At 63.2% G+C, this 14,260-nt stretch carries 11 protein-coding genes; 2 read left to right on the top strand and 9 right to left on the bottom strand.

The window, feature by feature from the left end; all coding sequences use genetic code 11:
* Positions 1-48: 48 nt before the first annotated feature.
* The gene (locus KDW95_RS02610) at positions 49-1,440 is read right to left on the bottom strand and encodes an aminotransferase (protein WP_255854695.1); all 1,392 of its coding nucleotides are present in this window, start codon (positions 1,438-1,440) and stop codon (positions 49-51) included.
* 269 nt (positions 1,441-1,709) lie between these two features.
* On the opposite strand from KDW95_RS02610, the gene KDW95_RS02605 reads away from it, so the two are divergent.
* On the top strand, positions 1,710-2,519 hold the full coding sequence (locus KDW95_RS02605) for a helix-turn-helix domain-containing protein (RefSeq protein ID WP_255854694.1): 810 nt from the start codon (positions 1,710-1,712) through the stop codon (positions 2,517-2,519).
* A gap of 218 nt (positions 2,520-2,737) precedes the next feature.
* On the opposite strand, the gene KDW95_RS02600 is transcribed toward KDW95_RS02605, so the two are convergent.
* From KDW95_RS02600 to KDW95_RS02565, 8 genes are all read right to left on the bottom strand, one after another.
* The gene (locus KDW95_RS02600; protein ID WP_255854693.1) at positions 2,738-4,192 is read right to left on the bottom strand and encodes a hypothetical protein; all 1,455 of its coding nucleotides are present in this window, start codon (positions 4,190-4,192) and stop codon (positions 2,738-2,740) included.
* A 9-nt stretch (positions 4,193-4,201) separates the two neighbouring features.
* Positions 4,202-5,479 (bottom strand): CaiB/BaiF CoA transferase family protein, encoded by a 1,278-nt coding sequence (locus KDW95_RS02595; RefSeq protein ID WP_255854692.1) that lies wholly within the window; start codon positions 5,477-5,479, stop codon positions 4,202-4,204.
* A gap of 124 nt (positions 5,480-5,603) precedes the next feature.
* Positions 5,604-7,115, bottom strand: a complete 1,512-nt coding sequence (locus KDW95_RS02590) for a tripartite tricarboxylate transporter permease (RefSeq protein ID WP_255854691.1) — start codon at positions 7,113-7,115, stop codon at positions 5,604-5,606.
* 39 nt (positions 7,116-7,154) lie between these two features.
* A complete protein-coding gene (locus tag KDW95_RS02585) occupies positions 7,155-7,607 on the bottom strand; it encodes a tripartite tricarboxylate transporter TctB family protein (RefSeq protein WP_255854689.1) in 453 nt (150 codons plus the stop codon).
* A 10-nt stretch (positions 7,608-7,617) separates the two neighbouring features.
* Positions 7,618-8,580 carry a Bug family tripartite tricarboxylate transporter substrate binding protein gene (locus KDW95_RS02580; RefSeq protein WP_255854688.1) on the bottom strand — a complete coding sequence of 321 codons (963 nt, stop codon included), beginning with the start codon at positions 8,578-8,580 and terminating at the stop codon, positions 7,618-7,620.
* Positions 8,581-8,677: 97 nt separating this feature from the next.
* A complete protein-coding gene (locus tag KDW95_RS02575) occupies positions 8,678-9,847 on the bottom strand; it encodes an acyl-CoA dehydrogenase family protein (protein ID WP_255854687.1) in 1,170 nt (389 codons plus the stop codon).
* A 29-nt stretch (positions 9,848-9,876) separates the two neighbouring features.
* The gene (locus KDW95_RS02570; RefSeq protein ID WP_255854686.1) at positions 9,877-10,851 is read right to left on the bottom strand and encodes an IclR family transcriptional regulator domain-containing protein; all 975 of its coding nucleotides are present in this window, start codon (positions 10,849-10,851) and stop codon (positions 9,877-9,879) included.
* Between the two features lie 365 nt (positions 10,852-11,216).
* Entirely contained in the window at positions 11,217-12,710 is a 1,494-nt protein-coding gene (locus KDW95_RS02565; RefSeq protein ID WP_255854685.1) for an aldehyde dehydrogenase, read from the bottom strand.
* 193 nt (positions 12,711-12,903) lie between these two features.
* Here KDW95_RS02565 and KDW95_RS02560 point away from each other — a divergent pair, with 193 nt between their 5' ends.
* Positions 12,904-14,142, top strand: coding sequence for a Zn-dependent hydrolase (locus KDW95_RS02560; protein WP_255854684.1), 1,239 nt, complete (start codon positions 12,904-12,906; stop codon positions 14,140-14,142).
* Positions 14,143-14,260: the final 118 nt, after the last annotated feature.

Raw genomic sequence — 14,260 nt, 5'->3', positions numbered from 1 at the left:
CTGTCGAGACCGGGCGGACGCGTGCCCACCCGGCGAAAGACCAGGCTCTCACGCCTGGTAGTGGCCGTCTTCAATCAGGGATTCAACCGTGGCCAGGATACTCTGGCGCAGAATCCCCACGACCTGGTCCACGGTGTCGCGGTTCCAGATCAGCGGCGGCGACAGCACGTTCAGGTGGGCGATGGGCCGCACGATCAGGCCGCGTTTCTGGCACTGTTCGGCAATGCGCTTGCCGACATTGGCCTCCATCGGCAGCAGCGCCTTGGTCGCCTTGTCGGCCACGCTTTCGATACACATCATGAAGTGGCTGCCGCGCACATCACCGACGATTGGCAGGTCCAGCAGGGTTTTGAGCTGCGTTTCCAGGTAGGGTCCAACGTCGCGCACGTTGGCACAGATGTTCTCGCGCTCCATAATCTCGATGTTTTTCAGCGCCGCGGCGCAGGCTACCGGATGGCCGGAATAGGTAAAGCCGGTGCTGAATACGGCACCTTCACGCTGCGGCTTGCTGATCACGGCGTAAATTTCATCGCTCAGCAGGGTCGCACCCAGCGGAATATAACCCGAGGTCAGGCCCTTGGCGCAGTTGATAATGTCCGGCTGAATGCCGAACACGTCTTCGCTGGCAAAGAAGTGTCCCAGGCGCCCGAAGGCCGTGACCACCTCGTCGGCGATATAGAGCATGCCGTACTTTTTGCAGACCGCGTGCATGCGACGGTGGTAACCCTCTGGCGCCACCAGTACGCCGCCCGCCCCCATGATCGGCTCGGCAATAAAGGCGGCGACCTTGTCGGCACCGCCGAGTTCCTGGATGCTGGCCTCGAACTCTGCCACCAGGTGATCGCAGTACTGCGCCTCTGTCATGCCTTCGGGACGACGGTAGCAGTTGGCCTCGGACACGTGGTGCACAAACTGGTCGGCCGTATCAAAGCCCCAGTTATTGCTTTCGATGCCGGTCAGGGTCGCGGACACATAGGTGGTACCGTGGTAACCGTTGTTGCGCGAAATAATGATTTTCTTGTCGTGCTGGCCGAGCTGGTTGAAGTAGTAGTGCACGATGCGGATGGTGGTATCGTTGGCCACCGAGCCGCCGCAGCTGTAGAACACATGATTCAGGTTCGATGGTGCAAGCTCTGCCAGCTTTGCAGACAGCTCAATCGCCGGCACATTGGAGAGGTTGTTGAACGGTGAATAATAGGCCATGCGCTCGGCCTGTTCGGCCATCACCTGCCCCATTTCCCGGCGCCCGTGGCCGATATTGACACACCAGAGGCCGGCAATACCATCGAGGTATTTATTACCCTTGCCATCGAAAACATATTCGCCGCGGCTTTCGGTAATAATATCGCAGCCTTCCTTTTCGAAAACCGAGAAATCGGTAAACGGATGGATAAAGTGCGCCTTATCCTGTTCCCACAACCTATTAATATCATGTGCCATGTGAATTGCCCCGCGGTGTTCTGCGTTATTTAAAGTTATCTCCAGTGGCATTGCCGCCATGGATTCGATCCATGGGGCTAAAGTACTACCGGCACTAAAACGCCATCTATACCCCCCAGGGGATAGCCGCCGCCACTTTTAGCAACAACACCGCATATACCAGCAATAACTCGAAGACTTTCAAACGCTTAGACAAGACCTAAAAGTCAGATCCTGTGCTACAGTTGACACGACTCCCTCACATTAATCACGATTCTGGCTCATACCGAATGAATAAAGTCGGCCCTGGCACATCCCCTTCACAAAGCTGGCACAAGGATCTGGCACGGCTGATTGATCATATTCGAATGCGTAACTTCCCGGAGGTGCTGAACGACTGCCTGCAGTCCCTGGTGAGCTTCGATACCCTGCTGATCGCCACCTACAAGCATGCCTTCAAGCCCATCGTCGTGCTCAGCAACCATCCGCAGCACCTGGAGCCGGCGCTGAAGCGCTACGTCAACCAGGTTTACCTGCTGGACCCATTGTTCAACGCCATCCAGGGCGGGCTGTCGGGCGGTGTATACCGGCTGCGGGAGATTGCCCCGGACAGTTTCGACAGCAGCGAGTACTGCCGCAGCTGCTACAACGAATTCGGTCTGGTGGATGAAATCATTCTGGTGATCGGGCTGGAAAACGATGTCAGCTTTACGCTGTCGCTGGGGCGAAAGTCCAGTCTGGGTTCCATTACCCGGGCCGAACGCAATACCCTGAACCAGATATTCCCGGTGATCGCCGCCCTGGTGCACCAGTTCTGGCTGGCCCAGTCAGCGGACTATGTGCACAACGAAGAGTCCCGCGATGCCATGGAATACGCCCTGGCCACCTTTGGTAGCGGCGTGCTGACCCGGCGCGAGCAGGAAATCACCGGGCTGATTCTCAAGGGTCACTCCTCCAAGGCCATCGCCGAGCTGCTGGACATCAGCGCCGGTACCGTGAAGGTTCACCGCAAGAACATCCACGCCCGGCTCAATACCGGCACCCAGTCCGAGCTTTTTTCCATGTTCCTGGGGCATCTTTCCAGCCTCGCCGCCAGCTGACCGCGCTATACAAAAATCAGCCACACCCGGAGTGTCAATGCCAGCATGGCCACCAGACTGTACAAGCCGTTCCAGCGCGGGCCAACGACGCCCGCGTGACGGCGAATTGATTACACCGCAACAGCATCCACGCCCGGCTCAATACCGGCACCCAGTCCGAGCTTTTTCCATGTTCCTGGGGCATCTTCCCAGCCTCGCCGCCAGCTAAGCTGGTACTTCTATGTAAGGACCAGCCACACCCAGAGTGTCAATGCCAGCATGGCCACCAGACTGTACAAGCCGTTCCAGCGCGGGCCAACGACGCCCGCGTGACGGCGAATACTACGCGCAACGATCAGTACCGGCTGGGCAATGGGCGATACCCCTGCACTGATGCACCAGGCCCCCAGGATTGTGACTGCAAAAGGCAGCAAGGGGATACCGGCCGTCACCAAGGCATCCGACAGGCTCGCCAGGATAGTGACGCTAACCGTGGGATTGACGCCCAGCAACCCCAGCAACGGAATACTCCAGGCGCACAAAGACACCAGAATCGCTGGCGCCAGCCCACCGGCGTCGATCAGCGCGAGAATGGCGCCGGGGTCGATCTGCCTGGCCACCAGCACGCCAAGAAACACGCTGCTTCCCATCAGGGCAATTTCGTTGCCCTGCCCCGGAAAACCCTCAAGCCAGAGTCGCCCCAGGCGCTGTCGGGCCCCTTGCGGTGCCGCGTCACCAGGGCACTGCAGCAGTGTCCAGCCCATGGCAAACAGCGGAAAGGCGATCACCAGGGCCTGCACAAAATTGATATCAAGCCACCGCGCCAGTCCAAAGGTCAGGCCACAGAGCGTGGAAAACAGCAGCAGCAGCGGCAAGACCAGAGGCCACAGCGGTGGCTTGTCCGCCTGAAACTCCAGCAGTGCCGACCGGGCCACGGCCGACACCGCCAATCGTCGGCTGCCCAGCTGATCGAGCCCCCAGCCCAGCCCCAGCGCCAGCAGCGCCATGCCGGCCGAATAGGGCAAGAGCCGGCTTGGCTGAAGTTCGGGGATGAGCGCCAGCAGCAACACCACAAACAGGGAGGTCGGCGCCCAGCACTGCGCCATGCAGTGTCCGCGCAGCAAGGCGGTGATCATGCGCCGCTGCCGTAGCTGCTGCAGGGCCGCGCCCTGGGAATGCCCGATACGATCATTGCCCCGGTAGACCGCCGTACAGAGGATATTCAGGGCGCCGGCGGCGAGAAAGCCGCTCAACAGCTGGCCACCCCCGCACAACAGCGGGTAGCGCCACAGCGGCCGCACACGGATCAGCAGGTCCCCGACCCGTGCGACCAGGCTGGAGCCCTCGGCGGCCTGTCGCAGCATGCCGATAGCGCCGAGAAAGGACGCAAACAGGCAGGCCTTGGCACCCCCCTCGTACAGCACCGCGACCAGGTCGCGCCCCAGCAGAACCATTACCGCGCTGGCGGCCAGCGCCAGTACCACAAAGGCTCTGGATGTGCCGTTCAGCCGATCCGCGACAACCACCAGATAGCCGGCCAGAGCGCCACAGGCCAGCCAGTTAAGCCAGCCCTGATCGGCGAAGTTGAACCCAAGGGTCGCCGCCACCACCAGCGCCAGCAACAGTAATGCCGCGGCCTGACGCAGCGGGCCCGCGGCATTCGCGGCTTGCGGTTGCGATGGCGGTTGCGACATCGGCGGCGCTTAGAGCGGGCACGCGGTGGATGCGCTTGCGGGGCTCCCGGCCCCTGCCGCGCGGGCCGATGCCGGCATCGCCACCACGCCGGCCTCGGCCAGCACCTGCGCCTGGGCTGCGTCAAAACCGGCCTGCTGCAGGATCTCGGCACTGTGCTCACCCAGCCCCGGCACCCGTGCCGGGGCTGCCCCCTGGGTCGCATCGGCAAGACTGAAAGGCAGGCCTGGCACCTGTACCTCGCCACCCAGACCATCAGCGACCGACTGGAAGATACCGCAGGCCTGCACATCCTTGCTGGCCTGCACCTGGGCATAGTCACGCACCACGCCGACCACCACACCGAAGGCTTCCAGCTTCGCCCGCACCTCTTCACCGGCGAGGGTGCCGAAGGCGTCGTGCAGGATGGCCATCAGTGCCGGGCGGTGCTGTACCCGCGCATTGCTGGTCGCAAAACGGCTATCGGTAGCCAGTTCCGGCTGCCCGATGGCCTCGCAGAGGCGCTTCCAGTGATCTTCCATATAGGCGGACAGCACGATATAGCCATCGCTCACCTTGATCAGGTCCGCAGCCGGTGCCACCAGGGGCTGGGCATTGCCGGCCCGTTGCGGCAACCGGCCGGAGCAGCCGTATTCGGCCCAGATCTGCGCCTGCAGGCCGATGGCCACGGCCAGCAGCGAGGTTTCGATCGTGGCGCCTTCGCCGCTGCGGGCATTACGGAACAGGGCCGCCAGGATGGCATTGGCCGTGGCCGTGGCCGTGGCGGCGTCCACCACGGCGAAGCCGGTCTTGAGCGGTGTGCCGCCGGGCTCACCGGTCAGCGACATCATGCCACTTTCCGCCTGGGCCGCGATGTCCAGCCCCGGCCGCTGGCGCGAAGGTCCAGCGGTGCCAAAGCCCGAGATGGATGCATAGATGAGACCGGGCTTTTGCTCGCGCAGGGTTGCGGCATCCAGCCCGATGGCGGCCATCACACCGACCCGGGTATTCTGCACCACCACATCCGCGCCCAGCGCGAGCTTGCGCGCAATGGCGGCGCCGTCCGGGTGGCGCAGATCCAGCGCAATGGAGCGCTTGCCACGGTTGTACGCCATGAACATGCCGCTGCGGCCCTTGCTGGCCGCATTGACGCCGAAACGACGACCGTTGTCGCCATTGGGGCTCTCGATCTTGATGACATCGGCGCCCAGGTCCGCGAGGATCTGGGTCGCACCGGGACCGGCGATAAACTGTCCGAACTCCACCACCCGCACACCGGCCAGCGGCTTGTTATCACGTGCTGTTTGCATAACTCACCTCTTGCAACATTGCTATACCCTGTCAGGCACAGGGGTGCCCGCCATCGCAGGCCGCCTCGCACAGGGTTAATTCAGAATTTTTGGTCAGCGCCGGTCGCGGCGCCTGTGGAAGTCGTTAGTCGCCCGAGACCGGGTTAGCACTGGCGCCACTGCGCTGACGACCGCGCCACCAGCCATAAAGTGGCCAGAGCAGAAAGAGCCCGGTCAGTACGAACAGCACCGCTGCAATCGGGCTGGTGCCAAAGGCCCAGAAGTTGTCGCCGGTCAGAATCATGCCCTGGCGCAGGCTGCCTTCAATCATGGGGCTGAGCACGAAACCAATCACCACCGGGGCCAGCGGAAACGCCAGCCAGCGCAGCACAAAGCCCACCAGCCCCGCCAGCAGTACGATGCCCAGATCGAAGGCGCTGCTGTTCACGGAATAGGTGCCCACGGTTACCAGCACCACCACCGACGCCATCAGCAGCGGTTCGGGCAGCTTCAGCAGCCGGCTGAAGGCCGGCGCCAGCAAGGCCCCCAGCACAAACATCGCCAGGTTGACGGCAATCAGGGCCAGAAACAGGTAGGTCACCAGGTCGCCATTCTCGCTGAACAGCCGTGGACCCGGGGTGATGTTCTGTATGGTCAGTGCCCCCAGCATCACCGCCGTTACCGGGTCACCAGGCACACCCAGCGACAGTGTGGGCACCAGGGCACCGGCGGTCACGGCATTGTTGGCGGACTCGGACGCGACGATGCCATCGGGCTCGCCGCTGCCGAACTTGTCGCGCCGGGGGGAAGTGCGCTTGGCATCGGCATAACTCACCAGGGAGGCCGCGGTGGCGCCGATACCCGGCAAGGTACCGATACCAGTACCAATCAGGGCGGACTTGATCATCAGCCAGAAACGCTGGCGCAACGCCGCCCACCCGGGCAGTTCGAAACCGGCCTTCATGATCGTGGCGCCGCCGCGTTCCGCAGGCCCGGCAATACGCCAGAGCACTTCCGATACCGCGAACAGCCCCACCAGCAAGGGCACCAGGGAAATGCCGGCACTGAGCTCAAAGGAGCCATAGTCAAAGCGCATGGCACCGGTCACCGGGTCCTGCCCCACAGTGGCCAGAAAGAGCCCGAACACACCGGCCAGCACGCCCTTGAGCAGGCTTTCCCGGGCCACCGAGACGATGCAGCTCAGGGCAAAGAGCCCCAGGGCAAAATACTCGATCGGCCCAAAGCGCAGACCAAAGCGTGCCAGCGCAGGTGCCGCAACAATCAGGATGCCGCAGGCCAGCAGACCACCGAAGGTGGAAGCTACCGTCGCCCAGCCCAGGGCCAGGGCCGGGCGGCCACTGCGGGCCATGGGGTAGCCATCCAGCACCGTAGCCGCGGACTGCGGCGTTCCCGGCGTATTGATCAGGATGGCGGAAATGCTGCCGCCGTAAACGGAACCGCAGTAGGTCCCCAGCAGCAGGGCGATACTGGTGGTCTGATCCAGCATATAGGTAAAGGGCAGAATCACGGTGATACCCAGTACCGAACCCAGGCCCGGCAAGGCGCCGACCAGGATTCCGAACAGGGTGCCCCCGGCAACCGCCATCAGCGCCGCCGGCGTCGCCAGCATCAAAAGCGCAGTAATCAAGCTATCCATAGGGCCTCCTACAGGTTGTCGGCTTGGCAGGCTGTACCCCTAAAAGGGCCAGTCCCGCAACGGAATAAGCAGCAGCTGGGTAAACACCAGCCAGACCAGGGACGTGACGACGACTGTCACCAGTGCGACCTCGACGGGCTTGCGATGCCCCAGCCCCCAGCTCAGCGCCGGAATAAACAGCAGCGTTGCCACCCAGTAGCCAAAGGTCCAGAAACCCGCGACATAGAGGGAAATGGCCAGCATGGCTGCCACCATGCGCCCCGGTCGCACCCCGCTGGCGATGTCGCTGCCAACACCGCGGCGTACTAGGGCCGAGACGATGAGGCCCAGCCCGCACAGCATGGCCAGTACCAGCAGTAGCCAGGGATACCAGCCGGGATCCATGGCGATAGACATCCCCATGGTATCCGCCTGCGGCAGCCCCGTGGCGTAGAGCAGTGCCGCGATCAGCAGCACGCCCGCGCCTATCCAGAGATCCGTGAGTTTTGTCATGACCACTCCCCTACTGGGCCAGGCCCAGCTTGTCGATCAGCTTGGCATTGGTTGCCGACATCTTGTGCACATAGTCCTGGAAGGCCGTCGCGTCACGGTAGGTGACATCGGTGCCCAGGGACTTAAGCTGCGTCCGGTAGGCCTCGCTCTGGGCCACCGTATGGCAGGCTTCTGCCAGGCGCGTCTTGTGTTCTGCCGCCAGTCCCCTGGGCGCAATCAGGCCGCCCCACAGATCGGCATTGAGCGCATAGCCCTGCTCGGTGGCGGTGGCCAGCTCCGGCAGCCGGTCGATACGGCTATCGGCGAAGGCCGCCACGGCGGGCAGTTCCTTATCCGACACCACGGTGCCCGTTGCCAGGTAAAGGTCGATATGCCCGCCCATCAGGGCGGTGACACCCGGGCCGTCACCGGTAAAGGGCACATGGCGCAGCTGCAGGTCCAGTACATCCAGTAACTGTTCCATCGCCAGATGCGGCAAGGTGCCGGGCCCCGGCGTGCCGTAGGACAGGGTGCCGGGATTGGCTCTGGCATAGTCGACCACCTCGCTGAGGGTACTGAACGGCGAATCCGGCTTGGTGGCGAGCACCATCGGGCTGCTGAACAGCTGGCAGATATAGTCGAAGGAGTCGACATCGTAGGGCAAACGGCGCAGGTTGGGCTGATTCACCAGCGGCGCCGCCGGCACTACCGCAAGGGTGTAGCCATCGGGCTTGGACTTGGCGATCTGCGCCATGCCGATGGTGCCGGCTCCACCCTGCTTGTTGGTCACAACAACGTTGGTTCCCAGCACCTCGCCCAGCTGCAAGGCAGTGGCCCGGCCCAGGGTATCGGTCACGCCACCCGCCGGGAAGGGGATAACCATGGTCATGGGCCTGGACGGATAGGACTCGGCCTGTACCAGGGTTGTGGTGGCGCCCAGCGCGAGCCCCGCGATCAGCGTGCGGGCGGTCTGTTTGAAGGTCGAATGGGTCATGAGGTCACTCCGCTATTGTTGTTATAGGATGTTATATCCACGCCGACAGCGCCCTGGCTGCCGGCATCGCTCAGGCCCCGGTGAGGCCCAAAGGTACTCAGGTCGCCGAGTTCGCCTCGGCACTGCGTAACAGCTGTTTGGCAATATTGATCTGATGCATCTGGCTGGTGCCCTCGTAGAGGCGGAACAGCCGCACATCGCGGTACAGGCGCTCGATACAGCTGTAGTTGGCGACATAACCGGAACCACCAAACACCTGTACCGCCCGGTCCGCCACCCGCCCGCACATTTCCGAGGCGAAGTACTTGCAGACCGACGCCGCCTTGGACACATCCTCGCCACGGTCACGCATGCGTGCCGTATCAAGGATCAGGGCCCGCGCCGCCTGAATCTCGGTTTCACTGTCGGCCAGCATGGCCTGCACCAGCTGGAAGTCCGCCAGGCGCTCACCAAACTGGCGCCGCTGCAGGGCATGGCCGATGGCCTCGTCCAGCATGCGGATGGCGGGTCCGGTGCACAGTGCCGCCAGGTGCAGCCGCTGCTTGTTGAGCACCTTCATGGCGGTACGAAAGCCCTGGCCTTCAACACCGCCAATCAGGTTGGCCGCCGGCACCCGGCAGCTGTCGAAATAGACTTCGGACACCGGCGAGCCGGCCTGGCCCATCATCTGGTAGGGCTCGCCGGTACTCAGTCCCGGCGTGCCGCGCTCCACCAGAAAGGCACTGATACCCCGGTGGCTTGGATCACTCGGATCGGTGCGCGCCAGTACGGTAAACAGGTCCGCGATGGGGGCATTGGTAATGAAACACTTGGCGCCGTTCAGCACATAACTGTCACCGTCACGCACCGCAGAGGTCTGCAGCGCCGTGGCATCGGAGCCGGCTTCCTTTTCGGTTAGCGCAAAACAGCCGGTCCATTCGCCCGTCGCCAGCTTCGGCAGGTAGGCACGCTTTTGCGCCTCGGTGCCATCGGCCACCAGCGCCTCGGAACCTATCCCCGTATTGGTGCCCACCCGGGCCCGGAACGCCACCGAGCACTGCGACAGCTCCAGTGCCGCCTGCACCAGCTCCTCGGTGGTGAGGCCGCGACCGCCGTAGGCAGCCGGAATGCTCCAGCCAAAAAAGCCGCGACGGCGCATATCCTCGACCAGCTCCGCGGGCACCTCGGCCTCGCGGGCCACCCGCTCTTCATTGGGGATCGCCACGCTGCGCACCCAGTCGCGGACCTCTGCCAGCAGGTTCTGCTGACGCTGCTCATCACGAATCATATTATTCTCCTGTAAACGGTGGTGCCTTGCTAACTGCCGGCATCGGCCCGGTAACCGGCATCGGCCAGGGTGCGACGCAGCTGCGTCGCCATCCTTTCCAGCTGCGCGCGGTCGGTACGAAACGCCGGCAAAACGATACTGATAACGGCCTCCAGCTGCCCCTGGGGCCCGCAGATCGGGACCGCAACACCGGCGGCCCCCTCCACGCGCTCCCCCAGGGTGATGGCATAGCCATCGTGGCGAATGCGGCTGAGCATCAGCTGGATATTGTTCGCCTCGGGCACATAGTCGGTACTGGATACCAGGTCGGCCTGCTCCAGATAACGACGGGCATCGGCCGCCGGCATATAGGCCAGCGCCACCTTGCCACCGGCACCGAGGTACAGCGGGAAAGCGCTGCCCACACCCAGCACGTAACGAATCGGCTGGGGACTTGGCAGCGAGACCACCACGGTCTGGCGCTCGCCACTGATGCGGTACAGCAGCACGGTCTCGCGGGTCTCGCGCCTGAGGGCTTCCATGATGGGTTGCAGATCTGCGGCCAGGTCATCCTGCCCGATCAGCGGCGCTGCCAGGGCCAGACAGCCATGGGCCAGGCGCCAGTAGCCTTCGCGTGATTGCTCGATCACGCCCTCGCGACACAGGGCCCGCAACAGACCGGCCAGATCCGCCGCCTGGCACGCAAACAGTGTCGCCAGCTCCGCCGCCGACACCGTGCCCGGATACGCCTCTCCCAGCGCCCGTACCGTCGCGAGGGTCCGCTCCACGGTAGCGCCGTCGTCCTGGGGTTGCATCACGGTCCCGTAAGCCTTGCCGGTGCCGTCCTGGCGAATCTGGCCGCAGGCCTCCAGGGTTTTCAGTATGCGGAAAACCACCGTGGTCGGCTCACCGAGCTGGCGCGACAACGCCGACAGCGTCACCGGGCCCGGTGCTGCCTTGAGCAGCGCCAGTACTTCCAGTCCGCGGCCCAGTGTCTTGAGCTGGTAGTTGTCTTTGTTGGTCATGGCTGTCGTCCTCTGATATCGATCTTCCCTCTGGCACCGAACAGCGTCAAAGGCATTTTTTCGATTTTTATTTGTTTTTCCTATAATAGGAAAAATTACAGAGAATATGTAGGAATAAACACTATGACGGCACAAATACCTGCCCCTGAGCCCTGGACCCAAGCTGTGTATCAGCGCTATTTTCCTGGCTTCACAGCACAAAAAAGGGCGCCTCCCGATGGAGACGCCCTTTACACCTAAGGGTTTGAGTCACTATTAATCTGACGGACAAACAGCGTCCCGGCGCATATACCGGCTAGAGTCGCATAGCCCCTTTCGTCTTTTAGCTTGCCTCTTGCTTTCCCCTCGCTCCTTTATCCTTGCTACTAAAGCCGGAACCAGATGGTTTTCAGTTCTGTGTATTTCGACAGCGCATGCAGTGACTTGTCACGGCCATTGCCCGAGCCCTTGACGCCGCCAAAGGCCACGGTCTGGTCGCCATCACCCCAGCCATTGACCCACACCATGCCGCTCTGAATTTTGCGGCTGACGCGGTGGGCGCGCTTGAGGTTCGAGGTCCAGACGCAGGCGCCCAGGCCATAAACGCTGTCGTTGGCCAGCTGCACCGCTTCTTCTTCGGTGTCGAAACCACACAGCGCCAGCACCGGCCCAAAAATCTCCTCGCGCACGAATGTCATGCCGTTGTGGGCATCGCCGATCAGGGTCGGCTGGGCATAAAAGCCCTCGCCGGCGCGGTGTTCGCGCACGCCACCGAACAGCAGGCTGCCCCCCTCCTCCAGGCCCGAGGCAATATAGCGGTTCACGTTTTCCAGCTGGGCGGCATCCACCAGCGGCCCCATGGTGGTGGCAGGATCCAGCGGGTCACCGGGCTGGTAGGCCCTGGCCGCCTCGCGCAGCGCAGCCAGGAATTCGTCCCGGATGCCCTTCTGAACATACAGCCTTGACGCCGCTATGCAGACCTCGCCCTGGTTGGAGTAGATCGCCGCCGCCGCATTGGCGGCCGCTTGCGCGATATCCTCGCAGTCATCGAAAACGATATTGGGCGACTTGCCACCGGCTTCGAGCCAGACGCGCTTGAGGTTGGACTGGCCGGCATACTCCATCAGCATGCCCGCCACCCGGGTGGAGCCGGTAAACACCAGTACATCCACATCCATGTGCAGCGCCAGCGCCTTGCCGGCGGTATGGCCATACCCCGGCAGCACGTTAAGCACGCCATCGGGCAGGCCGGCCTCCCTGGCCAGCTGGGCCAGGCGCAGCACGCTCAGCGGTGACTTTTCCGATGGCTTCAGCACCACCGAGTTGCCCGCCGCCAGCGCCGGCGCCAGCTTCCAGCTGGCCATCATCAGCGGGTAGTTCCAGGGCACGATGGCACCGATCACGCCGATAGGCTCGCGGCTCATCAGCGCCAGGGCATCATTGCCGGTGGGGGCGATTTCACCGTATACCTTGTCGACGGCTTCGGCGGTCCAGCGCCAGCAGTCAATGCTGGACGGCAGATCCATACCGGTGGATTCGCGGATCGACTTGCCCATGTCCAGTGTATCCAGCAGGGCCAGCTCGTCCTGGTGCAGCTCGATCAGGTCAGCGAGCTTCAGCAATACCTGCTTGCGCTGCGCTGGCGAGCGCCCGGACCAGTCGCCCCGGGCGAAGACGGCACGGGCACTGCGCACGGCGACATCGACATCGGCACTGTCGCAGGCGGCGACCTCGGCCAGGACCTGTTCGGTGGCAGGGTTAACGGTGGCGAACGTCTCGCCACCCAGCGCCGGCACGAAGCGCCCGTCGATCCAGGCCTGATCGCACAGGCTCAGGCCCGCAGCCTGGGCTTTCCAGTCGTCATAGCTCTTGTTCGCCATAATCATTCCCGTTGCAGTCGCTATAAAAAGCGCAAGTGAGTGTAAACAGGCCCCCAGTCTACCCTCCGGCATCGCACCGGCTGTATATCCCGTGGGGGGTATATCGGCGGCGGCACCGGGTTCATTACATTGGCTACCAATAACCACGTTGGTGTCATGCACCTATCGAGCAACAACTACCGGGAGCCCATCGATGTCCGAACCTACTATTAATACCCAGCGACTCTGGAACAGCCTGATGGAAATGGGCGAAATCGGCGCCACCGATGCCGGTGGCTGCTGCCGCCTGGCCCTCACCGAACTGGACCGCCAGGGGCGCGACCTCTTCGTGCGCTGGTGTACCGACGCCGGCTGCGAGATCCGTATCGACCGCATCGGCAATATCTATGCCCGCCGCCCGGGCACGGACCCGGATGCCCTGCCCATCAGTACCGGCAGCCACCTGGATACCCAGCCCACGGGCGGCAAGTTCGATGGCATCTACGGCTGCCTGGCGGGGCTCGAAGTGATTCGCAGCCTGAACGACCACGGCATTAATACCCGCCGACCGGTGGAAGTGGTGATCTGGACCAACGAGGAAGGCTCGCGCTTCGCCCCGGCGATGGTGGCGTCGGGCGTCTACAGCGGCAAGTTCAGCCTCGACTACGCCCTGAACCAGACCGATGCCCAGGGCATTCGCCTGGGGGATGCGCTCAAGGCCATCGGTTACGACGGCGCGCTGGAGGTGGGCGCCGAGAAGTTTGCCAAATTCTTCGAGCTGCATATCGAGCAGGGTCCGGTGCTGGAGCGCGAAAGCGAGGACCTGGGCGTGGTCACCGGCGTGCTCGGCATGCGCTGGTACGATGTCAACGTCAAGGGCGTGTCGGCCCATGCCGGCCCCACCCCCATGAGTTACCGCCGCGATGCCCTGGGCGCCACGGCGAAAATGATCAGCGCCCTGATCGACATGGCCGCTGCGCGCGAGGCAGAAGATGGCCGCTGCACCATCGGCGAGCTCTGCATTCCCAAGGGCTCGCGCAACGTGATTCCGGGCGATCTGAACTTTACGCTGGACCTGCGCAACGCCAGCCTCGACGGCCTCCAGGCCATGGAACAGGACGCCCGCGGCCTGCTTGACCGCATCGCCACCCAGGCCGGTGTGGAAGTGACGCTGGAGTGCATCTGGGACTCGCCACCCACGGTGTTCGATGCCGACTGCGTCGCTGCGGTGGAACGCGCCGTGGCGAGCAGCGGCTGCAGCTACCGCCGCATGACCAGTGGCGCCGGCCACGACGCGGTAAATATCAGCACCGTGGCGCCGACCTCGATGATCTTCGTCCCCTCCGTGGGCGGCATCAGCCACAACGAGAGCGAGTACTCGACGCCGGACCAGATCGGCCGTGGCGCCCGTATCCTGTACGAGGTGATGAAGAGCGAGGCCCAGAGCGCCTGATCAGGACGCGCTCCTGGTTCAGGCGAGTATCCAGCCAGAGTCCGAGCTGGACTCTGGCTTTTTACACACAGCCATACTTATGGAAGTGATTTCCATTTTTTGCAATAGGGTAATTGCG

Origin of the sequence: Marinobacterium rhizophilum, from assembly GCF_024397915.1 — a bacterium.
In the GTDB taxonomy this organism is placed as follows: domain Bacteria; phylum Pseudomonadota; class Gammaproteobacteria; order Pseudomonadales; family Balneatricaceae; genus Marinobacterium_A; species Marinobacterium_A rhizophilum_A.
This window is presented reverse-complemented; position numbering and strand designations above follow the sequence as displayed.